A 22,527-nucleotide genomic window follows, 5' to 3' on the forward strand; every position below is an offset into this window, starting at 1 on the left:
GTAATTTTATATATTACAGTACAAATGTATGATAAGAAACAGCGCCTTGCAAGAAGCTTAATGTTTTTTATATTTTTCAGATCGAAAATATCATAGGCCAAAGACATCTATACTACCTGACGTACGCTCGCAACAGGCAAAGAAAAAGAATCGGCATCATCCTATCTACAAATATTCTGAAAGATTTCATCTGCATACTATTTTGATTTACTCCACAAACGGACACCAAGACGAAGCACCGGCGAAAAATCGACGTTGGGTATAGAATATATGACAGGTCCAAAATCCAAACGTTTATCTGCTCTCAAATACAGATGAAATCCCGGTTGAACATAAAAAATCTTCCCGATAAAAAATTGATAACTAATACCTAATCCTGTATCCGTACTATGAAGATCCTTGCAGATGCCCGTGCTCTCTTGTTCAATCTGAAAAGTATGCAACTCAAGGTAAGTGTACAGTTCGAGATTTCGCCAGATGTTATATCCGAAAAACACGCCCGGTGAAGTTTTGTAAAACCGTTTAAAGTCATTGGAGGAGTTTTTTATACCTGCTGGTTCTGCATCATAATGTCCTCCATTGATCACGCTCAGTCGGATTCTAAAGCGATAGAAGCGATAACCGATGCAAAAATGGAATCCACCGGTAAGAAACATCGGCACCAGACTCTCGACCTCTATAGCCGACTTCACTTCGTATGTTTTCGGAGTCGATTCTGCAACCGGTTTTACCAATAACGAATCACGCTGGGCAAACAGGCTAACTGACGCCAAGAACAGACACACAAACAAAAAAAATCGCTTTTTCATAATCGTAAACTTTGAATTGAATGATGCAAAGTTCCCTCATGAAAAAGAAAATATTCTCCGCAATTGTTACCAAATCATGCAAATGATTTTTTATTTCTGATCCGGCTAAGCGATTTCGGAGCAATACCCAGGTAATTGGCAATATGATAAAGCGGTAGACGCTGTAATGCTTGTGGATGCTCTCTACATAATTTCAGATAGCGTTCTTCTGCCGATAAAATCTGTAAATCGAGACTCAGTTGAACCAGTCTCACATAAGCTTGTTCAAGCAAGATCCGTCCTGCATGTTCCATTTGAGGAACCCTGCTGTAAAGGCCATCCAGATTCGTCTGACTCAGGGAGACTGCTTTCACCTTTTCAATGGCTTTAATATTCAAATGAGAAGGTGTTGCGTTCAAACGGCTCCTGTTGTCAGTCACCCAGTTGCCGTCGAAAGCAAAGTCTGTAGTAATCTCGTCTCCCTTATCGTTGAGATAATAATAGACAATCGTTCCCGAAAGAAGAAACAGGAGACTGCGGCAAACATCGCCTGCCTTCAAAAGCAGTTCTCCTTTCTCAAAGGTTTTGATCTGCAGACAAGATACCACCAGTTCCCATTCAGCATCCGAAAAGTCAGCCAAAGCCTTCAATGATTGCCTTAAATAATGCATATCTTCAAATTTCATTTTCAAAATAGTGAGATTATACAAGCTTCATTCGGTATCTACTGTAAGGAGGCTTGCTCAATGCTTTGATGAATCCAATGTTCTTTTGGTGGCGTATCGTCCGATCTCTACCAGCTCTTCGGCTTTATAAAAATCAAATAAGCCGCATGATTTGCGTGATATTTCGATCAGGAGATCAGGAGGATTATTCTTTATAATGTTGGTAGCCAAGTGATTCGACATAGAGACAAAAGCGCTGTTGATGAGATTAAAATAATTGTATTTCCTGATTTGATCCCGCCTGTCGGTCTTAAACAATGATTGTTTAAGCTCAGCAATCTTTTGGACATACACACTGTGCTGCCGTTCCCTTTCTGCTTTAGGAAGGTAGGGTTTATAAAGGGGAATGTCAGCATTCACATACACAGCGACGAGTAAATCCCTCCTTGTCCGGATGGCATTGTTTATCGGGATATTATTTGACACTCCTCCATCCACAAGTACCTGACTGCCGGAGATGACCGGAGTGAATACTGTGGGAATGGCAATGGATGCCCTGATGGCATCATACAAGCTTCCCCGGTCGAACACAACCTCATTGTTGTGAGCCAAATCAAAAGCGGTAGCCGTATATTTAATTCCCAGATTCTCAATGTTCACATCAGGGATGAAGGTTTTCATGGCTTTCAACACTTTATTCCCTTTTACCAATCCCTGGCCGCCGAACGACAAATCAATCAGTTTCAAAGCATTTTGTTTATCCATGGTATATGCCCACTCTTTGAATTCATTTAGCCTGCCCACAGCATAAACTCCGCCAACCAGCGCGCCCATAGAGGTTCCTGCAATCGAATTGATGGTATATCCCCGACTGACGAATTCTTCTATTACCCCGATATGGGCAATCCCTCTGGCACCTCCACCCGATAATACCAATGTAACATTTTTTCTCATAGCTTTTGGTTGGAATGAATGGCTCACTCCCAGTTTTCAGCAAACCTCTAAAAACAGGAGCGAATGCACAAAGATAGGAATAATCAGAGCCAGCGAACGCTTCTGAGGCTCCGCCTGATTCCCCGCTGGTATTTATATTTAGGAAAACCTATAATCAGCGATGATATGACTTCCTGACTATGTGGAATTTCGAACATACGCCGCAGGTTTTTGTCTTTATTGATTGCCGGAGGAATAATATCCATAATCGACCCTCCCAAACCGAGGGCATGCGAAGCCAGCATACCATATGTGGCTGCAATGGAGATATCCTGGCTGATATCTTCGCCGTTTCGGTCAGCAAGAAACAAAATCATCGCCGGGGCATTACGGGTAAGCGTATCTTCTGTCCCCGCTTTTAAGGCAGGAAGTCTGCTTTTCAGCAACGGGACCAGATGTTCCCGCATGGTTCTGAATCGCCTGACGCCAACCTTCTGCCGGATAAAATAGTGGATAAAAGGATTTTTCAACCTGCGCAGCAACTTTTGATATAACCTTATCATATAAGGCAACGACTGGCGGATAACTGCGCTGTTTTGCACAACAATAATCCTTGTTTTCACGGGAGGGAAGCCCGGTGGAGCCAGCATGATCGATTCGACAATCTTTTTGAGTAATTCCTGCGGTACAGGTTTATCCTGAAAGTTACGAATCGCCCTCCGCGTACGGATTAAATCAAAAAAAGGACTTTCAAGTCCACCGGGTTCATAAGCCGGCAGCTCAAAGAAATCTTTCTCGTAGGACAAGCCATCAACAAGAATGGATTTTGCCGGACAAACGGCCATGCATTGTCCACAGATAAAACACAGGCTGACTTTTTCAGGATCGAATGTAATTATATTCGATTCATTTTTCAGCAAAATTTTGTTAGGGCAGACCTCGGTACACAACATACATTTTGTACAGGTCGATCGGTTAATGAAGATAATCGTTTTCATAAATTCCTCCAGGTTTAGGTTATCGTAAAAAACAGGGAAACAACTCACAGGAGGTCAACGTTCTAAAGAATGATCCATATATTTAGGTCATTCTATTTTAATGTGCGCCAGCGACATCACCTTTAAGCGATCAGCAATCATCATACCAATCCGTTTTCTCATAGGATAATACTGGCGGTACTCCTGGAACATGGGCATATGGTGTATCACTTTAATATGAGGATCCCATTGTTCCAGTTCCAGAATATTATCAATGCCCCATTTGAGATAGGCCGACTGATTCATTCCCGCTTTGTCAATCACCTGCTTGTTGGCCATCTTAGTTCCATAGGTTGAACTGTAGTCAAAAATAATTTCGGTTCCGGGAATAAAAGTATAAACATCACTCCACAGGCGCTTAATATCCGCTTCTTCGAAATAGTAGAGCACTCCGGCAATCAACAGCATTACATGCTCTTCAGGCTTGATGTTTTGATACCAACAGGTGTCGAATACCGAACAGGAGATACATTTTATCCGTTCATTTTCAGGGATATACTGTTTCCGTAACGCAATAGTGTCGGGTAAATCCAAATCGATCCACTGCAACTTTCCGTTATCCACCCGGTCGAAGGTAGTGTCCAAGCCGCAACCGACATTGACAACTGTTGCATTGGGGTACTGAGCAATGAACGCCTTTATCTGCTCATCAAAATAGAGACTTCGCGCAATCCACGATACCCGGCTCAACGGGCTGACATTGTGTGCAATCACCCTGAAATCGTATGGAATACTTTCGATGATGGCAACCGCTGTATTATCCACCAGGAGCGGTTTTTCTTTCTTTGTCTCCACCGCCCTGCCCCACAACGGAAGCAACAATGTTTCCTGTACACTTCCTAAATCAATGTGATCCTGGGCATTCATAATGTAAGTAGTAATCGAAGGTCAATAACAAGTTTAAAGAAAACGACAGCCAAAGGCACACAACGGTCAAAAGGATAAAAAGTCAAGGTGTAAGTACAACAACAGGTCGAAAGTCTAATGTCAATCTGTTGGAGAAATTTTGAATTAACCCTCCAGCCTATTAACTTTCTATTATTCAGTTATTTGAATGTGTATGCGTATCAATATAGAGAGTCGCAGAATCAGGACACAAAACACGGAATGGATGGCTCGTCTTTTCGAGCAACTGTGTTACCAGAACCTGCCTTACAAAAGCAATATGCCGGTAAATGGCATCAATGGATAGATCGCTCTCGTCGGTTTCGATACAAAGACGGTTGGATGGAGTTAATACCACAGACGCAGGATTGAATTTCTCCCCGAACGAAAGATAAAATCCTTCTCGTAGCAATGAGTGCGCCAGTTCCGGCTTTCCCCTGAAACCATGAATAATCCAGGGGATAGAAGGACGTAATGTTTTATGTAAAGCAATAATCTCTTGCCAGGCTTTCACGCAATGGATGATTAGAGGTTTCCTGACATATGCAGCAAGTAATGCCTCTTCGTAAAACAATTCCTGCTGCAAAACAAACCCCGTGCGGCAAGTCTTGTCAAGTCCTGCTTCGCCGATTGCCGCCACCAGAGGAGAAGTAGCATATCTCCGCAGTATTTCCATTTCCTGCCGATAGTTACGCTCGATCTGGCATGGATGGATTCCTATTGAGTACAAGCGGTTGTGATCAGGAATAAGATACTTTTCCAATTCCTCAGGCAACAGCTGAACGATCCGGAGATTATTATTATTCATGGAGATATACTTTTTGTGTAGCAGTTATCGGTAAATAAACATTCTCCGCTTTCCATAAATCACGCACAAATATAAACATTAATTTCAATCTCACATCAAAACCATCATCTAATTACGAGTATTTGCTACTTCTTCTAAATATTTCCTACTTTATGGTCTTATACCGACCTTTTAGGCTGGTAAGAGAAGCAGCGCAGGAGGTGCTTTACCTGATAATTTAAGTGCTTAGATTGGGCCTAACCACTCTTTCTTGTCATTTATGTTTGATGAAAGATCCACTATAACATAAAACCTTTCCTGACACACTTTATTGAATAGACCCGAAAAGCAGGAAATTAAAGAAGTGAGATGCAATTGACATTGACAACCTGAAGTTAAAGAAGTTACGGGAAGATCAGAAGTTAAGATTTGAGAAATCCAAAAAGTAAAATAGTGGACATAAGCCTACCATCCGCTATACTGTATTAAATCTCCCGACACCATTCAGGTTTTGGCAGGGCATCAAAACTGATATATCAATGATGCTGGCTATACGGGGGGATCTTCTGATCTTCCGGACATCGCAACGTCAAATCTCTATTGTCCATTTTTCAACTCTCCATTGCATCATTCTCTTTAGCAAAGAAATGATCTGGAAAATTCACCAGGTAAATCATTCCGGTGGCACGGGTGAAAGCAGTGTAAAGCCAGCGGTAATAATCAGCATTCAATTGGTCATCGGCCACCATCCCCTGGTCAACAAAGACGATCTGCCACTGCCCGCCCTGAGCTTTATGGCAGGTGACAGCATAGGCAAATTTCACCTGCAAAGCATTAAGGAATGGATCTTTCTGCATCTGTTTGGCCCGTTCCCGCCGGTTACCGATCGTGACATAATCTTCGCTTACCGCCTGAAACAATTTACGGCTCATCTCATCCATCCGTGCGGGAGAATCGGCCTGTAAAACATCCAACAAAACACGCGCCTCCATTTCACAATCGTAGTCGAGAAAACGCACCAGTACATCGGCAAAACGGAAGCCGTAGAGCTCATGGTGCCGCAGAATCCTTCTGATCTCCACAATATCACCATTGGCTATAAAATCCATTTCAGCATATGTTTTACTCCAGAAATAGTTATTCTTAACCACCATCAGCAGATCACCTGTAGCAAGCTCCTCCTCTTTCATCAGTACACGGTTTCGGATGCCGTTATTATAAAGATTTGCCCGCTTATTGGAACGCGTTATGACGATGGACTCCTCCAGCCCAGAGTGGGAATAAGCAGATTGAATGGTGTCGATGAGCTCATCACCAGGGAGCCGTTTCACATCAGGAAAAGCAAGCCGAAACCGGGGTGTAGCAGGCCATACGCCAGCATCAACTTTCTGGCGCAACAACGTGGCGTTGTACAAGATACCACTCTCAACGGCTTGTCTCACCACCTGAGTCAAAGTGAATGTTGATACATTCAAACCAAAACTTTGCAATATTCCCTCATCCAGTGCAGGACTGACCGGCTGCATCACGGGAGGGAGCTGCGCAGTATCGCCCAATAGGATCAGGCTACATCCTTCGGCACTGAAGACAAAATGAAGCAGATCGTCAAGCAACTGCCCGGTGCCGAACAGCATGCCGTCGCCTGTATAATTGGCAATCATCGAGGCTTCGTCCACAATAAAAAGCGTATGCGGCTGCAGGTTATTATCCAGTACGAATGTCATCTCCACCGCCGACTTTTGCCTGTAAATATGTTTATGAATTGTTTGTGCCGGTTGCCCGGAATAATGCGTCAACACCTTTGCCGCACGTCCTGTCGGGGCAAGTAACACAATCTTTTGCTCCATTTCAATCAGCGTTTTCACCAAAGCGCTCACCACCGATGTCTTCCCCGTACCGGCATATCCTTTAAGCAGAAACACACTTTCGCGCTGGCGTGAAGTCAGGAACGCAGCCAATCGACGGATCAACACCTGCTGTTCTTCCGTTGGGGTGAAAGAAAAGCTATTCAAAATTTTTGTTTGGAGGAATTGATCGAGCATACCGATAAATAAACTTATTGCGGGAGCAGTTACGTGTTAACAAAGGTACGAAACGAATTTGGAAGATTATAAGAAATCATCATCCAATAAAGTTTCGCATTTCCCATAATACTAACTCTACGAGGTTTATTCAATAGTTATGCTGCCTTTGCGAATAGGATTAACTGACAGAGACAACCGACATAGATGCGTCAGTAGAGAAAACAATCAACTCAAGTCAGACACAATAGTCCCGAACAGCAATCATAAATCATTAACAATAAATCTTTTAAAACAAAAATCATACCAGATAAATAAAAACAAGCCTATTATACAAACCAGCAAATATAACTTTCGCAAGCCAGACATAAATAACCTGCTGATTGCGTGTACTTCTTCAACAAATGTCAACAATTTTTACCTTTCACTTTCTATTCTTTTGAGCTATCTTTGAACGTCGGTTATGTAAAAGCCGGATATAAACACATTGAAGACTCCGGTCAAACATAATCCACCAAACAATTGTTTCATTTCTAATTCAGTATACCATATAAAACAAGCATATACCATTCAACAGAAAAGAATTGAATTAACATGCGGGGTTTATTGGTTCTTTAAAAACAAATTTATTATCGTATGAAACGACTAGCCGCTTTTATTTTGTTCGCATTCATTACGCTCTCCGTGTTTTCGCAGGTTAAATGCACATACGTCCCTGATATTTTGGGAGATGGATTCCAGAAAACCACGCTCGACATGGGCGTTGATTACAGCGGACCCGTTGTTGCCACCCTGATACGGAAATTAAACCCTGACACAACGGTACATAAAGCAGTGCTCTATATTCACGGTTATGATGACTATTTCTTCCAGAAAGATATGGCGAACGAATATATCAAACACGGATATAACTTCTACGCACTGGATTTACGCAAATGCGGACGCTCTATACTGCCCGGACAAATTAAATTCGACGTACGCAATGTTGTTGAATATTACGGCGAAATCGACGAGGCATTGCAAATCATTCATCAGGAGAAGAACCACTGGGTATTGCTAAGCGGGCACTCGATGGGCGGCCTGGTGGCTTCAGTATATGCCGAAGACCGTATCGGAAAAGAAAAGTTCGATGCTTTGTTCCTCGACAGTCCTTTCTTCGACTGGAATGTCAGTCCTGTGGTCAGGGCTACCATTCTGCCAATTGCTGCTGACGAAGGTTCAAGACATCCGGAAAAAACGCGTAAGGGGCCTGATTATTCACTCTACGGCGAGAGCCTAAATAAGAACTTCAAAGGTGAATGGAATTACAACCTCGAATGGAAAATGTTGCAGGTACCAGTCATGACCTACGGATGGATAAGCGCCATGTACAACGCCATTCAAAGGGTACAAGACGGACTGCATATCCAGAAACCGGTGCTGGTGATGATCTCCGACCGATCCATCCATCCAAAGACATGGACAAATGATCTCTTCAAAGCCGATGCTGTACTCAATGTTAATTCAATAAAGAAATATGCGGCAAACATTGCCACCAATGTGCAGATCATTCAGATCCACGACGGCATGCACGACCTGGTACTCTCGCCAAAGCCAGTACGCGACGTGGTGTATAAAGACCTGTTCAATTATCTGTCAACCATTGCACCTAAAAATTCAATGCAGGCAAAATAGTTGTCAATGTCTGGCATATTGAACTGAAGTTGCAGGCATAAGAACTATAGGTTATTAAAGACAAGCACAATGAAACGCAAGTTCCATTTCTTTACATTCATCTATCAGTGGTGCATTTTTGTTCCGCTTTTTACGATAAGCACCATTATGACGGCTATATCCACAATCATTCTGGCACCTATTTTCAAGGACAGCGATATCACGTACTGGCCGGCGCGCAAATGGTCGCGGTTTGCATGCAAGGGGATGTGTATCAAAACAGAAATCATCGGACGAGAAAAAATTGATTCTTCGCAATCCTATGTTTTTGCCGCCAACCACCAGAGCGCATACGATATTTTCCTCATCTATGGATGGCTAAACAACCGTTTCAAATGGATCATGAAGAAAGAGCTGCGTAAAATCCCACTGGTAGGCGCTGCCTGCGAGTCGGCAGGCCATATCTTCATTGATCGAAGCAGTACGGTATCGGCGCTAAAAAGCATCGAAACTGCACAACGGAAACTGCAAAATGGCGCTTCTATCACCGTCTTCCCCGAAGGAACCCGTTCCGCAACAGGAAAAATGGGAAAATTCAAACGTGGAGCATTTACTATTGCCGGTTCAATCGGGCTTCCTATTGTGCCGTTAACCATTAAAGGCACCTTTGAGGTGATGCCCAAGAACAGTTACAACATCCATTCCGGCAAACTGACCCTGATTATCCATGACCCGATCCCCTATTCCAAGGAGTTGTTTGAAGATAACCAACAGGTGCTGATCAATCAGGTGCATGATATCATTGAACAAGGATTATAGCAATAATTGTCCTTATTCTAAAATTCTGAATATTTTTGTCTTATCACCAACACATATCTCAACGCATTGTTTCATTCGGGAGACGTTGTTTTTGGGTGTTCATCATCGGAGCTCTTGCCGGGAAAGGGTTTCTCTCTGCTCATCCAAAAACATACCACAAAACAACCCCGATGGAAAGTGTCGCTCTGCTTTTCACGCATGGAAAATACCAGCAGGCAGACTCTTTACTGTTGACTATTGATTCACGGCAACCTTTATGGAACATCTGGAAACAAAAGATTGACACAGCCCTGCAACTGGTACAACACCCGATCCTCTGCCATCCTGACGTAATGGCAATAAACGACACACAGGAAGACACCTATTGGCCTGCTATTTCACCCGACGGAACGTTGCTGGCCGTTACCGATAGCCATCGAGGTACCACTGACGAGGCAGGCTCCGAAGAGGATGTACGCTTCTTTAAAAAAAAGAGCACCGGCAACTGGATTCGGGACATGCTTCCGGAAAAGTTTATCAATACTCCGGCCAACGAAGGCTCTGTATGTTTTTCCGTAGATGGAAGGTATCTCTTTTTCGTGGCTTCCGACAGAAGCGACGGATTGGGTAGTTGCGACATCTACTACCTGATCCGGCATGGTAACGGCTGGTCATTTCCTATGCATCCTGAATCTCCTTTGAATACACGTTTCTGGGAAAGCAACCCTTCCCTGTCAAGCGACGGACGAATGCTCTACTTCTGCTCCAACCGTCCAGGTGGAATCGGAGGAATGGATATCTGGTCGTGCCGCGTGCAACCGCAAGCCGATGGAACGTTACTATTTTATGATGCTAAGAATCTCGGCAGACCGGTCAACACTCCGCAAAATGAATTTTCTCCTTTTATTCATCCCGATAACCGGACGCTTTATTTTTCATCCGACGGGCATCCGGGACTGGGAGGCGAAGATATTTTTCTCACTCACAGAAGTCAGTCAGGGAAATGGACAGAACCCCGAAATATAGGATATCCCATCAATTCTCCCGGTGATGATGAAGGGTTCACCACCGATGCACAGGGCATAATGGGATACTACTCTTCGAATGCTTTCGAATCTGATTCGACATTCTCCAGACAACAAATTTATCAGGTAAAATTACCGGTGACCGATCGGCCAGCACCAATGAAATGCACGCAAGGGAATATACTTCCTTCGGCACTTGCTATCCCTACTCCCAATGTTGTGCAGGTAATTAACCTGAAAACAGACCGAGTCGTTTTCAACACCCTTGCCGACAGATATACCGGAAACTTTACTATATGTTATCCCGATACGGGAAGATATGCGCTATCTATTGTCAAAGAGGGCTACCTGTTCCATTTTTCTCTCCTGAATGACTCAGTTCCAACAGCCAACATCCCATTAGCTAAAATAGCTGTTGGAGAAAAGGTTGCCCTACAGAATATCTATTTTGAGTTTAATTCTGCTAACTTACAACCCGCATCAACAGCCGAACTAAACCAACTTGGCATGCTGCTGGAAAACAATCCCTCCATGCACCTGTTAATTGCAGGATATACCGATAGTATCGGCAGCAAAAGTTATAATATTCAACTATCTTTGCAACGAGCCGAAGCGGTGGTCAGTTATCTGGTTTCGCACGGTATTTCTTCTGACCGGCTGCAAACCAAAGGATATGGAAGCACATATGCAGTGGGCAATAATGAAACAGCACAGGGACGTGCCCTCAACAGGCGAACGGAAGCCATTGTCATACACGAATAAAAGACACATCTAATTCTAACCATTAACAATAACAGACATGCAACTGAATCTAAAAAATCCGCTTATCATTTTTGACCTTGAAACAACAGGAATGAACATCGCTACGGACCGCATCATTGAGCTCTCTTATCTTAAAATATATCCGAACGGCAAAGAAGAAGGGAAAACGCTTCGGGTAAATCCGGGGATGCCTATCCCGCCCGAGACAACCGCTATTCATGGCATTAAAGATGAAGATGTGGCATCCGCGCCGACCTTTGGATCGATTGCCAAAAACCTTGCTAAAGATTTCGAGGGATGCGATCTGGCCGGATACAATTCAAACCGGTTTGACATCCCATTGCTGGCAGAAGAGTTTTTGCGCGCCGATGTCGATATTGATCTGATGAAAAGAAAGTTTATTGATGTACAGACCATCTTCTACAAGAAAGAGCCACGCACACTGTCAGCTGCATATAAATTCTATTGCGAAGGTGATTTGGAAAATGCTCATAGCGCCGAGGCCGATACACGGGCTACTTATGAGGTACTGAAAGCACAATTAGATCGATATGAGGACATTAAAAATGATGTCAGTTTCCTGTCAAAATATTCCGCATTCACACGTAACGCTGACTTTGCCGGACGTATCGTATTTGACGACAATGAGGAAGAGGTGTTTAATTTTGGCAAATACAAAGGACAAAAAGTAGCCGATGTATTGAAAAAAGATCCAGGATATTACGGATGGATCATGCAAGGTGATTTCACATTGCATACAAAAAAAGTTGTCACCAACGTCAAGCTGAGAAGTTTCAATAAATAACAAAGCCGGTAGATAGTAGGTGGTAGGACGGTAGTGTAGTAGAAATCAGAGAATCTGAAGTTAAGGAAGAATTGGGAACCAGGAAAGAAGGCCTTCGGTTGTCTTCTGTTTTTTGTCTTTAGACTTGTTGTTTGCCTTCAATCTCTGAAATAAACAGCGAATCATTGACAGTGAAGATTTGAAGAAGAAAAACTCTGGTCTTTTTGAACATCATACCGTTAGTTGGGTTTTCCGATTTCTCGATTATTCATCTCTTCTTAAACTTCTCATTTTCAGAGCTTAATTAACTTATTTCTAACTCATAATACAACAACTATTTATGAAAGACTATAAAAAACAATTCATCATCAAAGCACCCCCTCAGGACGTATATGCTGCCTTGACAAACGCCCATATCATCTCTATCTGGACAGGTGAAGAGGCTGTAATGGAGGCCATTCCCAATACCGAATTTTCATGGTGGAATGGAGATATCTGTGGATTGAACCTTGAATTTGAACCCAATACGAAGATTGTTCAGCAATGGTATTTTGGAGAAGATGAGGAAGCGGCTTCTATCGTGACATTAAAATTGCATCCCGATAGACAGGGAACAAGTCTGGAGATTATGCAGACCAATATCCCTGATGAAGCCTGCGAAAATATCACGGAAGGATGGAAAGATGCCATTGTAACCCCGTTGCGGGATTTACTGGAAGATTAGATATCAATGGCGAGTCTTATTATCAATCAGGGGACAACACCCATAAAAACAATGACACTCAAACAGCAAAAACATAAATGATTTATTGATTTTAACTCAAAATAATTACTGTTTCATGTTTTTTCTGGCAATTTTGTTTCAATCTTTTGGTTTTTCAAAATAATGACGTATATTTGCAGCGTGAAAATTGACACAAATGAATTCTTCATCTTTCATATTGCTAGGCCTACGACTTTTGTGCACACAAGTACAGAAGTGAAAGGGCATGACGTTATTTTTTTAATACTCAAAAACACAAAAGCCTTTCTCACTTCAATGTGAGGAGGCTTTTTTTAATGATAACAGACAAACACTTTTAACTCTCATACATCATGGACAAATTGTATATCTTCGACACAACATTACGCGATGGAGAACAAGTTCCGGGTTGTCAGCTGAACACCGTGGAAAAAATTGAAGTTGCCAAATCGCTCGAAGCATTAGGTGTCGATATTATCGAAGCGGGATTTCCCATTTCAAGCCCAGGAGATTTTAATTCAGTGGTCGAAATCTCAAAAGCCGTCACTTGGCCTACCATTTGCGCCTTGACGAGAAGTGTAGAAAAAGATATTGATGTTGCCGCCCAGGCACTCCAATATGCCAAGAAAAAACGTATTCATACCGGCATTGGCACATCCGACTACCATATCTTATATAAATTCAATTCAACTCAGGAAGAGATTTTGCAACGTGCTATAGCAGCCGTTAAATATGCAAAGAAATATGTGGAAGATGTTGAATTCTACGCCGAAGATGCAGGTCGCACCGATAACGAATATTTGGCACGGGTAGTAGAAGCCGTTATCAAAGCCGGAGCAACAGTGGTAAACATCCCTGACACAACCGGCTATTGCCTCCCAACCGATTATGCAACAAAAATAAAATACCTGTACGAACATGTCAACGGGATTCAAAATGCTATTATATCTACCCATTGCCATAATGATTTAGGAATGGCTACTGCCAACACATTGGCAGGTGTAATGAACGGCGCCCGCCAGGTGGAAGTCACCATCAACGGCATCGGTGAACGAGCCGGCAACACCGCCCTCGAAGAAATTGTCATGATCCTCAATAGCCACAAAGAACTAAATGTTCAAACCAACATCAATACCCGAAAAATCACTTCCATAAGCCGCATGGTGTCAAGCCTGATGAATATGCCGGTACAACCTAACAAAGCCATCGTAGGGCGCAATGCGTTTGCCCACTCTTCAGGTATCCATCAGGATGGCGTTTTGAAGAATCGCGAGAGCTATGAGATCATCGATCCGAAAGATGTCGGGATTGATGAAAACTCCATTGTACTGACAGCCAGGAGTGGACGGGCAGCATTGAAGCATCGGCTTCAAATGCTGGGTGTAGAACTTAAAGATAGCAAACGACTTGATGAGATTTATGAGGAATTCCTTAAATTAGCGGACCGAAAAAAAGATATCAACGACAACGATCTGCTGTTGCTGGCAGGCAAAGAAAGAGCAGCAAACCAACGGATTAAACTGGAATACCTGCAAGTCACTTCAGGAGTCGGCATTCGATCAGTAGCCAGTGTCGGGCTGAACATTGCCGGAGAACAGTTTGAAGCGGCTGCCACAGGAAATGGGCCAGTGGATGCAGGTATCAACGCCGTCAAGCGGATTATCAACCGAAAGACAACTTTGAATGATTTTCTTATCCAGGCTATCACCAAGGGTAGTGACGATGTAGGAAAAGTCCACATGCAGGTAGAATATGAGGGTAACGTCTATTATGGATTTGCAGGTAATACGGATATTATAGCAGCTTCCGTTGAAGCGTATATTGATGCTATCAATAAATTCGTCAGGTAGCAAAAATTCATACCAAAATAAATATTCACAATAAATATATAACGCAATTTCAATTACACCATTAGTTATGCCAAGCACATTATTTGATAAAATCTGGGATGCACACGTAGTTACCGCCGTTAAAAACGGACCGACACAACTTTATATAGACAGGCATTACTGTCATGAGGTAACCAGTCCGCAAGCTTTCGACGGATTACGCAAAAGAGGGTTACAAGTTTTCAGACCTGAAAAAACCACTCTGTCTCCCGACCACAACATACCGACTTTGTTTCAGGACCAACCAATCAAAGATCCTATTTCTAAAAACCAGGTGGATACATTAACCCGTAACGCACAAGAATTCGGGTTAACCATGTATGGACTGGGACATGCTAAAAATGGCATTATCCATGTCATTGGCCCAGAAAACGGATTGACACTGCCCGGAATGACGATCGTTTGCGGCGACAGTCACACATCCACTCACGGAGCTTTTGGTTCCATCGCTTTCGGCATTGGAACCAGCGAAGTAGAAATGGTACTGGCTTCACAATGCATCCTCCAGCCTCGTCCCAAAACCATGCGTATCACCTATAACGGGAAATTACAACAAGGAGTCACAGCAAAAGATATTGCTTTGTATACCATTTCACAACTGACAACAGGTGGCGCTACCGGATATTTTGTTGAATATGCCGGCGAAGCAATCCGTTCACTGTCAATGGAAGAACGGATGACGGTTTGCAACCTGAGTATCGAAATGGGTGCCCGTGGCGGCATGATTGCTCCCGATGAAACCACTTTTACATACGTCAAAGGGCGCGAATTCGCGCCTAAAGGCGAAGCTTGGAGTAAAGCATTGGCATACTGGCAAACATTACCTACGGAAGAGGGGGCTGTTTTCGATCGTGAAGTGACTTTTGATGCCTCACAAATTGAACCGATGATTACATACGGCACCAATCCGGGCATGGGAATTTCAATCCACGCTTCTATTCCGTCCATCAACCAGATTGATCCTGCCGGACAAATTTCATTCGAAAAATCATTGAAGTACATGGGTTTTGCTCCGGGCGAACAAATGGAAGGGAAAGCCATTGATTATGTCTTTCTTGGCAGTTGCACCAATGGCCGGATTGAGGACTTTAGAGCTTTTGCATCCATTGTAAAAGGCAAGAAAAAAGCTGACAATGTGATAGTCTGGCTGGTTCCGGGTTCCTGGGCTGTTGAAAAACAAATTCGCGCCGAAGGATTGGATAAAATATTGGAAGATGCAGGATTTGAACTTCGTCAACCCGGTTGTTCGGCATGTCTGGCAATGAACGAAGATAAAGTTCCGGCAGGTAAATATGCCGTCTCAACGTCCAACCGGAATTTCGAAGGGAGACAAGGCCCTGGTTCGCGTACTTTGCTTGCAGGTCCGTTGGTTGCAGCAGCAGCAGCGATTACAGGACAAATCACCGATCCAAGAACGCTGTAATCAAAAGCGACGATTCGTTATGATACTGTACAATAATCACATGAATCATCCAACACTTAATTTTCATAGACAAATTAATTCATAACATAATGGAAAAATTTCAAACCATCACATCAACCTGTGTCCCCCTTCCCATTGAGAATGTGGACACTGACCAGATCATTCCTGCTCGTTTTCTGAAAGCAACCACACGCGAAGGATTTGGTGCCAATCTGTTTGCCGATTGGCGTTATGACAAATCAGGAGCACCAATCAGTAGTTTCGTTTTAAATAATTCCACTTATTCCGGTCAAATGCTGGTCGCTGGAAAAAATTTCGGAAGCGGTTCAAGCCGTGAACATGCTGCATGGGCAATCGCAGGCTATGGATTCAAAGTAGTCGTATCCTGTTTCTTTGCAGATATATTTAAGGGAAATGCACTGAATAACGGGGTACTACCGGTTGTTGTATCAGATAATTTTTTGGCAAAGCTTTTCGCAGATATTCAAAGTAACGCAAAAACAACGATTACGGTGAACCTCGAAGAACAAACTATTCGTAATAATGCAAGTGGGGTGTCCGAAAGTTTTGAAATCAATGCTTATAAAAAAGAATGCCTGCTGAATGGTCTCGATGATATCGACTATTTGCTAAGCAAAAAAGGAGCTATTGAAGCATGGGAAAAAGCACACGAAGCATAACTCATTAAACTGAGAACATTAAAGTGCATGCATTGAAAACCTATGCATGCACTTTTTTATTATCAGATAAATAAGAGGGACAATTACTTCTTTAGAAGATATTGCATAATAATGTCCGAAGCTCCTTTGTTTTTCTGCACATACAAGCCGGATGCTTCTCCTGCCTGAGCCAAGAATTGATCGTCTTGTAAAAACCTAAGCAACAATGCATTCAACTCATCACCGGATGCAATGGAAAATCCCCCACCCTCAGCAATTAAATCACGCGCCTCTCGAAACTTATGATAGTTAGGTCCAAAAATAACCGGAATGTGGTACACCGCAGCTTCCAGAACGTTATGAATGCCAACACCAAAACCACCTCCGATATAGGCCATCTCTCCATAACGATAGATAGACGAAAGCAAACCAATACTATCAATCACCAGACAATCCGCAGCCGCCACATTTTCAATGGTAGCTTGTGAATAACGAATAAATGGTCGCTTCAACGATGCACAAATAGCTTCCACATGCGATTCGCTGGTTACATGCGGGGCTAGGATAAGTTTTAATTCAGGATGTATATTAAAAAAAGAGACAAGCAATGATTCGTCTGCAGGCCAGGAGCTGCCAGCAACCAAAACATGATTTCCAGTTGCGAAAGCTTCGACAACAGGCAATTGTTTTGCCTGCCCGGCAATAGTTGCTACTCTATCGAAACGGGTATCGCCAGCCACCGTCACATGCTGCACGCCAATTGCCGCAAGCAAATCACTGGAGGTTTTATCCTGCACAAATAAATGTTCATATAATGAAAGAAGATTTCTGTAGAAGAATCCGTATTTTTTGAAAAACAACTGGTTAGGACGAAATATGGCAGAAACCAGATAAATAGGTACGTTACGTCTGTGTAAAGCATATAAATAATTTGCCCAAAATTCATATTTGATGAATACCGCTTTTTGAGGCTGCACCCTATCTAAAAACGAATGAACCTGATGTGGCGTATCAAATGGCAGGTAACACACCACATCCGCCAAGTCATACTTCTTTCTGACTTCATACCCGGACGGAGAGAAAAAGGTCAATACAATTTGTGCTTCAGGCATTCGTTGTTTCAAATCTTCCATCAAAGGGCGCCCCTGTTCAAACTCGCCGAGCGAGGCAGCATGAAACCAAACGGTATATTGATTTTTCTGTAACTTAGCATCAAGCAAAGCAAAGGTATTCTTTTGTCCTTGTATCATAAGGCGTGCTTTACTATTGAAGAGTGCAGCAATTCGCACCAGACATTGATAGGAAAGGATTGACAAGGTGTATAATAGACGCATAATTGAATGTTGTGTTTTTGAAAGTACAAAGTTACCTTTTTTGTTGCAATCAAAACAACACATTGTAGCGCATAAAAAAAGAGACCGTGCTTATACAACAGTCTCTTTTACAAATTATTAAAACGAAAACTCTCTACTGAACCAAGACTTTACAAACATCATCTCCTGATTTGACAACATAAAAGCCGGAAGCAATCGGAATATCCACAGTAGAAGCAACATTGTTAATGGTAGTCATTTTCAATCCGGAAACACTATATATTTCAACAGGTTCAATAGCTCCAGTTACCCTGATTCTCCCTTTTGTGGAGACTACAGATATTGTTGACTGCTTGGCAGTTTTCAGATCTGTAGCCACGGCTTGCAATGCCTGAATAGCAACATTATCAATACCAAGCGCCTGGGCATTTGTTGTCACACTTTTCGATGACACCGAATAATTCCATGCCAAAAAAATACTTTGATTACTTGCCAATGCAGAAGGTAATGACAAAACTTCATTTGAAACAGAACTGATACTTCCCGGAGTAGGTGAAAATCCACTATTATCCGCATCAGCGGGGAAAACAGTCATAAATTTATCGCCTGCAACTGTCCAATGTTCACCATCTGTAGAATAATAAAGAGACACAGAAAAACCCGACGAATTACTTCCATTTCGATATTTCTCTACGTCATAACTAATCTTGAAAGAACCGATGGGATCTGCTCCTGTATTTTGAAGTTGTAGATAAAGATTGACACTCTTTGAATTATCTGTACTTGCCAATCCTCCTAATGCCCGTTCCGTAGCTTTATCAGGATCTCCAGCTCCAAAATTATAAATTCCATTATGAGCGGTTCCACTCATATTATCACCACCATTTCTTGTCGTTGTATTACCTGCATTTGCATAACTCCCGACTGCCCTTACACCTTCGGTGTTATCAGCAGCCCATCCATTCGGAAGAGTAGCTGTATTTGAAGTTCCAATAGCATCAAAATCTTGCACATATGATGTACTTACATCAATAAGTGCCTGGGCATGAACTGTTACTGAAAATATAAACAAAGAAAAAATAACGGTTAAACCGCAACAAAATGAAGAGAGAATCTTAGAGAATGGTGTGGTAATCATAGTTTATAATTTATAGATTAAAAAAGAAATTGCAATATGTTTGTTACATATTACATCATTTGTGTCATCAGATTTATTGTTGGATTTTTCCCTATCACCATATAGCATAACCAACCATACAGTATCAGCGTAATCTTATTAAACATCGGCGTTTACTATTCATGTGAAATTTTAATCTTACAAAAGTAATCAATTTTGAATAAACCACAATTTATCTACATTACGATATAGTTAATTACATATAACATATTTGAAATATACGACTAATACTATAGAATCAACAGTAAGCAGCAGATAAAAAAACGTCCTTCTCTCATATTTTCAATGCGAGAAGGACGTTACACAAAATAAAAATCAGAGTTAGCTTAGTGATTCAGGATCTAAAGCTCCCAACTGAAACTGTTTATATTTTAGAGAGAGAAGAGCAATAAGCTTTGATATTTGTGCGAATGCCTGCTCGGTTTCTTGGGTTAAGGGTTTGCGTTGCAATCTCAACAGAAAAACGCCATATAGAAAGACAAAGCAACCTTCAACTTCATCTTTTGCATGTGAAGCCACCTCTGACCTACGTATAAAATCCGCCATATAGGGTAATGCTTTATAAAGTTGCGCAGTATAATCAGCATGTTTTTGTGATTTGACCAACGCATAATGCAAATCTATCAGATCATCCAAAGCATTCGAAACAAACTGTAAATGACCGGTTTGTTGAATATTTTCAGCACGCATCATTTCAATAAGATCTGAATACCACTCTAAAAGCTGTTTTTTCTTATCAGGAGAAAGGGAAGATGAAGCAATGATATTTTGTTGAATTGCATCAAGGTCTAATTGATTGGCACGGATTAAATCTTCAATTTGCCACATATAGAGAATATACTCCGCAATATTTTCCTCTTTTTTTTCTTTAGCAACAAACATAATATCCAATCAAATGAACAGATCTAAATTATTCTTCATCCTCATCATCAAAAGATAGAAAGTCAGCATAGTTCTGGTCTGTAAAGAAATCCAGATCTCGCCTTTCTTTCTTGGTTGGTCTTCCCAACCCTCTGTCACGATCAACAAATCCACTTATATGAGAAACTTCTAACAGCTCAAATTGATCTAGTGGTGTTACGTTTTCCATAAAATTTGACACAAATTTGGCACTCAATCGATTAGGAGAAATGGCAATAATCCTGAAAGAAAACATCACGGGAGGACGACGAAGTTGAATAATATCTCCTTCTTTAACCATGTGAGAAGGTTTCATAGATATCCCATGCATCATGACCCTCCCCTTTTTACAATAATCCGCCGCTAACGATCGCGTTTTAAAGAGGCGCATGGTCCATAACCATTTATCAATACGAATTTCGTTACCCATCTATCGAAATGTAAATAAATAATTCATTCCGAAATTCCACAACGTCACAACGATTGTTGCAACTACTTTGGAAACATAAAAATTCATATGCCATTTCTTGACCAAAAAGTAAATCGTAGCGTTGTTGATCAGCAGACCTATTACTGCTATCAACATAAACAACGCATATTGTTCCCCTATTTGCGGATTGTGATTATGAAATGCCCATATCCTGTTCAAAAGGTAGTTGGATGAAGCCGCTGTTGCAAATCCCGTAGAATTAGCCACATAGGGGTTCAAGCGTAACTTCTCTTTCAAGAGATAAGTCAATCCGAAATCAATAATTGTCCCGGATGCGCCAACCACACAAAAACGAACAAATTGTATCAGCATGAAACCTCAGAGAAAGAAGTGACACAAAAAAACCATCTCACCAGGAGATGGTTTTGAAGAATTTGTTTGTCATTTAGTTATGCCGGATGAATTGCTTCTGAAGGACAAACATCGGCGCATGTGCCACAATCTGTGCAAACATCAGGATCAATTACATAAATATCACCTTCACTTATAGCCCCTACGGGACATTCTGAAATACAAGTTCCACATGCAATGCAATCTTCTGTAATTACGTAAGCCATTTCTTTAAAGGATTAAATTAAGATTCATAATTGGGACAAAAGTAGGAAATAAATTGAGAGAGTGCAACTCAAACGTCTATTTTTTTGCAAAAAAACACAAATGCATTTTTCCTATTATTCAATAACTCCCTTACAAAAAGGCATTTTCACAACTTGTGCAGGAATTAGTTTTTCCCGTATAGAAATAAATATCTCACTTCCCGGCGAAGCAAATGTTGTAGACACATAACCCATTCCGATTCCAACTTTAAGGACAGGAGATATAGTTCCTGAAGTCACTTTGCCAATTATATTTCCTTGATTATCGGCGATATCGTATCCATGCCTTGGAATTCCCTTTGCTGTCAACCGGAATCCTACCAAACGACGGGAAACCCCTTCTTTTTTTTGTTGTTCTAATAAAATTCTATCCATAAATGTTTTTTCGGGAACAAATTTTGTAATCCAGCCTAGTCCTGCCTCAATAGGAGAAGTAGAATCATCAATATCGTTTCCATACAATGCAAAGCCCATCTCCAGACGAAGCGTATCGCGGGCGCCAAGTCCAATAGGTTGAATCCCTTCAGATTTACCTTTCTCAAAAATAGCATTCCAGATTTTCATCCCATCTTCAGGATAGAAATAAAGTTCAAACCCACCGGCTCCTGTATAACCTGTATTTGAAAGGATTACTTCCGGAACGCCAGCAAATTCACCTACTTTGAAACTATAATAAGGAATTGACGATAAGTCGACATCCGTAAGCTGCTGCAAAACTTTTGTAGCTTTAGGTCCCTGCACTGCCAATTGTGCCATACGATCGGAACTATTTTCCAACTCGGCGCCTTCCGTGTTGTTAGAAACACACCAGTGCCAATCTTTCTCAATATTTGCAGCATTTACAACTAACAAATATTTATTCTCTTCGTAGTGATAAATCAATAAATCATCCACAATGCCGCCATGGCCATTGGGGAAGCAGGTATATTGAGCTTTCCCTATTGGAAGAGAGGAGACATCATTGGTGGTAATTTTTTGCAAAAAAGGTAATGCGCTTTTACCTTTTACCCAAAATTCGCCCATATGCGAAACATCAAAAACACCTACTTTTGAACGAACAACAAAATGTTCATCCAAAATGCCGCTATACTCAATCGGCATATTATATCCTGCAAATTCATGCATTTTTGCTCCAAGAGCCATGTGTAACTCCGTAAATGGGGTCGTTTTCATTTGAAAATAAGATTATAAATCAATTTT

The 22,527-nt window shown here is 41.8% G+C and carries 22 protein-coding genes; 8 read left to right on the forward strand and 14 right to left on the reverse strand.

What is annotated here, in order from left to right; genetic code table 11:
• Window positions 1-197: 197 nt before the first annotated feature.
• The 7 genes from FHX64_RS09940 to FHX64_RS09970 all read right to left on the reverse strand — a co-directional run bounded on the left by FHX64_RS09940 (window position 198) and on the right by FHX64_RS09970 (window position 7,137).
• Window positions 198-809 (reverse strand): hypothetical protein, encoded by a 612-nt coding sequence (locus tag FHX64_RS09940; RefSeq protein WP_183413712.1) that lies wholly within the window; start codon window positions 807-809, stop codon window positions 198-200.
• 74 nt (window positions 810-883) lie between these two features.
• Window positions 884-1,459 carry a Crp/Fnr family transcriptional regulator gene (locus FHX64_RS09945; RefSeq protein ID WP_183413713.1) on the reverse strand — a complete coding sequence of 192 codons (576 nt, stop codon included), beginning with the start codon at window positions 1,457-1,459 and terminating at the stop codon, window positions 884-886.
• 72 nt (window positions 1,460-1,531) lie between these two features.
• A complete protein-coding gene (locus FHX64_RS09950) occupies window positions 1,532-2,407 on the reverse strand; it encodes a patatin-like phospholipase family protein (protein WP_183413714.1) in 876 nt (291 codons plus the stop codon).
• A gap of 83 nt (window positions 2,408-2,490) precedes the next feature.
• A complete protein-coding gene (locus FHX64_RS09955; RefSeq protein WP_183413715.1) occupies window positions 2,491-3,384 on the reverse strand; it encodes a nitroreductase family protein in 894 nt (297 codons plus the stop codon).
• Between the two features lie 87 nt (window positions 3,385-3,471).
• Window positions 3,472-4,290, reverse strand: a complete 819-nt coding sequence (locus FHX64_RS09960) for a class I SAM-dependent methyltransferase (protein WP_183413716.1) — start codon at window positions 4,288-4,290, stop codon at window positions 3,472-3,474.
• Between the two features lie 175 nt (window positions 4,291-4,465).
• The gene (locus tag FHX64_RS09965; RefSeq protein WP_183413717.1) at window positions 4,466-5,116 is read right to left on the reverse strand and encodes a TatD family hydrolase; all 651 of its coding nucleotides are present in this window, start codon (window positions 5,114-5,116) and stop codon (window positions 4,466-4,468) included.
• A gap of 590 nt (window positions 5,117-5,706) precedes the next feature.
• Window positions 5,707-7,137, reverse strand: coding sequence for an ATP-dependent DNA helicase (locus FHX64_RS09970; RefSeq protein ID WP_183413718.1), 1,431 nt, complete (start codon window positions 7,135-7,137; stop codon window positions 5,707-5,709).
• Between the two features lie 615 nt (window positions 7,138-7,752).
• On the opposite strand from FHX64_RS09970, the gene FHX64_RS09975 reads away from it, so the two are divergent.
• The 8 genes from FHX64_RS09975 (at window position 7,753) to leuD (ending at window position 16,872) form a co-directional block, all read left to right on the forward strand.
• Window positions 7,753-8,790: an alpha/beta hydrolase gene (locus tag FHX64_RS09975; RefSeq protein WP_183413719.1), complete on the forward strand. Its 1,038-nt coding sequence runs from the start codon at window positions 7,753-7,755 to the stop codon at window positions 8,788-8,790.
• Window positions 8,791-8,859: 69 nt separating this feature from the next.
• A complete protein-coding gene (locus tag FHX64_RS09980) occupies window positions 8,860-9,588 on the forward strand; it encodes a lysophospholipid acyltransferase family protein (RefSeq protein ID WP_183413720.1) in 729 nt (242 codons plus the stop codon).
• Window positions 9,589-9,758: 170 nt separating this feature from the next.
• Window positions 9,759-11,354, forward strand: a complete 1,596-nt coding sequence (locus FHX64_RS09985) for an OmpA family protein (RefSeq protein ID WP_183413721.1) — start codon at window positions 9,759-9,761, stop codon at window positions 11,352-11,354.
• Between the two features lie 37 nt (window positions 11,355-11,391).
• Window positions 11,392-12,159 (forward strand): 3'-5' exonuclease, encoded by a 768-nt coding sequence (locus FHX64_RS09990; protein ID WP_183413722.1) that lies wholly within the window; start codon window positions 11,392-11,394, stop codon window positions 12,157-12,159.
• 319 nt (window positions 12,160-12,478) lie between these two features.
• A complete protein-coding gene (locus tag FHX64_RS09995; protein WP_183413723.1) occupies window positions 12,479-12,862 on the forward strand; it encodes an SRPBCC domain-containing protein in 384 nt (127 codons plus the stop codon).
• Between the two features lie 368 nt (window positions 12,863-13,230).
• A complete protein-coding gene (locus FHX64_RS10000; RefSeq protein WP_183414498.1) occupies window positions 13,231-14,730 on the forward strand; it encodes a 2-isopropylmalate synthase in 1,500 nt (499 codons plus the stop codon).
• Window positions 14,731-14,797: 67 nt separating this feature from the next.
• Entirely contained in the window at window positions 14,798-16,192 is a 1,395-nt protein-coding gene (gene leuC, locus FHX64_RS10005; protein ID WP_183413724.1) for a 3-isopropylmalate dehydratase large subunit, read from the forward strand.
• 89 nt (window positions 16,193-16,281) lie between these two features.
• Window positions 16,282-16,872 (forward strand): 3-isopropylmalate dehydratase small subunit, encoded by a 591-nt coding sequence (leuD, locus tag FHX64_RS10010; RefSeq protein WP_221202194.1) that lies wholly within the window; start codon window positions 16,282-16,284, stop codon window positions 16,870-16,872.
• Between the two features lie 83 nt (window positions 16,873-16,955).
• Here leuD and FHX64_RS10015 read toward each other — a convergent pair whose 3' ends face one another.
• From FHX64_RS10015 to gcvT, 7 genes are all read right to left on the reverse strand, one after another.
• The gene (locus FHX64_RS10015; RefSeq protein WP_183413725.1) at window positions 16,956-18,185 is read right to left on the reverse strand and encodes a 3-deoxy-D-manno-octulosonic acid transferase; all 1,230 of its coding nucleotides are present in this window, start codon (window positions 18,183-18,185) and stop codon (window positions 16,956-16,958) included.
• Window positions 18,186-18,318: 133 nt separating this feature from the next.
• Window positions 18,319-19,302 carry a hypothetical protein gene (locus FHX64_RS10020; protein ID WP_183413726.1) on the reverse strand — a complete coding sequence of 328 codons (984 nt, stop codon included), beginning with the start codon at window positions 19,300-19,302 and terminating at the stop codon, window positions 18,319-18,321.
• Window positions 19,303-19,662: 360 nt separating this feature from the next.
• Complete coding sequence (locus FHX64_RS10025) at window positions 19,663-20,223, reverse strand: DUF4924 family protein (protein WP_183413727.1); 561 nt, start codon at window positions 20,221-20,223, stop codon at window positions 19,663-19,665.
• Window positions 20,224-20,251: 28 nt separating this feature from the next.
• Entirely contained in the window at window positions 20,252-20,671 is a 420-nt protein-coding gene (locus FHX64_RS10030; protein WP_183413728.1) for an RNA-binding S4 domain-containing protein, read from the reverse strand.
• Window positions 20,672-21,043, reverse strand: coding sequence for a GtrA family protein (locus FHX64_RS10035; RefSeq protein WP_183413729.1), 372 nt, complete (start codon window positions 21,041-21,043; stop codon window positions 20,672-20,674).
• A 77-nt stretch (window positions 21,044-21,120) separates the two neighbouring features.
• Window positions 21,121-21,288: a DUF362 domain-containing protein gene (locus FHX64_RS10040; RefSeq protein WP_183413730.1), complete on the reverse strand. Its 168-nt coding sequence runs from the start codon at window positions 21,286-21,288 to the stop codon at window positions 21,121-21,123.
• A 114-nt stretch (window positions 21,289-21,402) separates the two neighbouring features.
• Window positions 21,403-22,500, reverse strand: coding sequence for a glycine cleavage system aminomethyltransferase GcvT (gene gcvT / locus FHX64_RS10045; protein WP_183413731.1), 1,098 nt, complete (start codon window positions 22,498-22,500; stop codon window positions 21,403-21,405).
• Between the last annotated feature and the right edge of the window lie 27 nt (window positions 22,501-22,527).

The organism is Microbacter margulisiae (genome assembly GCF_014192515.1).
Taxonomy (GTDB): domain Bacteria; phylum Bacteroidota; class Bacteroidia; order Bacteroidales; family Paludibacteraceae; genus Microbacter; species Microbacter margulisiae.

Coding starts and splice junctions, on each gene's coding strand:
- leuD (WP_221202194.1), top strand. CDS start 16,282: ATGGAAAAATTTCAAACCATCACATCAACCTGTGTCCCCCTTCCCATT.
- FHX64_RS10015 (WP_183413725.1), bottom strand. CDS start 18,185: ATGCGTCTATTATACACCTTGTCAATCCTTTCCTATCAATGTCTGGTG.
- FHX64_RS09950 (WP_183413714.1), bottom strand. CDS start 2,407: ATGAGAAAAAATGTTACATTGGTATTATCGGGTGGAGGTGCCAGAGGG.
- FHX64_RS09975 (WP_183413719.1), top strand. CDS start 7,753: ATGAAACGACTAGCCGCTTTTATTTTGTTCGCATTCATTACGCTCTCC.
- FHX64_RS09995 (WP_183413723.1), top strand. CDS start 12,479: ATGAAAGACTATAAAAAACAATTCATCATCAAAGCACCCCCTCAGGAC.
- gcvT (WP_183413731.1), bottom strand. CDS start 22,500: ATGAAAACGACCCCATTTACGGAGTTACACATGGCTCTTGGAGCAAAA.
- FHX64_RS09965 (WP_183413717.1), bottom strand. CDS start 5,116: ATGAATAATAATAATCTCCGGATCGTTCAGCTGTTGCCTGAGGAATTG.
- FHX64_RS09955 (WP_183413715.1), bottom strand. CDS start 3,384: ATGAAAACGATTATCTTCATTAACCGATCGACCTGTACAAAATGTATG.
- FHX64_RS09970 (WP_183413718.1), bottom strand. CDS start 7,137: ATGCTCGATCAATTCCTCCAAACAAAAATTTTGAATAGCTTTTCTTTC.
- FHX64_RS09960 (WP_183413716.1), bottom strand. CDS start 4,290: ATGAATGCCCAGGATCACATTGATTTAGGAAGTGTACAGGAAACATTG.
- leuC (WP_183413724.1), top strand. CDS start 14,798: ATGCCAAGCACATTATTTGATAAAATCTGGGATGCACACGTAGTTACC.
- FHX64_RS09940 (WP_183413712.1), bottom strand. CDS start 809: ATGAAAAAGCGATTTTTTTTGTTTGTGTGTCTGTTCTTGGCGTCAGTT.
- FHX64_RS09985 (WP_183413721.1), top strand. CDS start 9,759: ATGGAAAGTGTCGCTCTGCTTTTCACGCATGGAAAATACCAGCAGGCA.
- FHX64_RS10025 (WP_183413727.1), bottom strand. CDS start 20,223: ATGTTTGTTGCTAAAGAAAAAAAAGAGGAAAATATTGCGGAGTATATT.
- FHX64_RS10030 (WP_183413728.1), bottom strand. CDS start 20,671: ATGGGTAACGAAATTCGTATTGATAAATGGTTATGGACCATGCGCCTC.
- FHX64_RS09945 (WP_183413713.1), bottom strand. CDS start 1,459: ATGCATTATTTAAGGCAATCATTGAAGGCTTTGGCTGACTTTTCGGAT.
- FHX64_RS10020 (WP_183413726.1), bottom strand. CDS start 19,302: ATGATTACCACACCATTCTCTAAGATTCTCTCTTCATTTTGTTGCGGT.
- FHX64_RS10035 (WP_183413729.1), bottom strand. CDS start 21,043: ATGCTGATACAATTTGTTCGTTTTTGTGTGGTTGGCGCATCCGGGACA.
- FHX64_RS09990 (WP_183413722.1), top strand. CDS start 11,392: ATGCAACTGAATCTAAAAAATCCGCTTATCATTTTTGACCTTGAAACA.
- FHX64_RS09980 (WP_183413720.1), top strand. CDS start 8,860: ATGAAACGCAAGTTCCATTTCTTTACATTCATCTATCAGTGGTGCATT.
- FHX64_RS10040 (WP_183413730.1), bottom strand. CDS start 21,288: ATGGCTTACGTAATTACAGAAGATTGCATTGCATGTGGAACTTGTATT.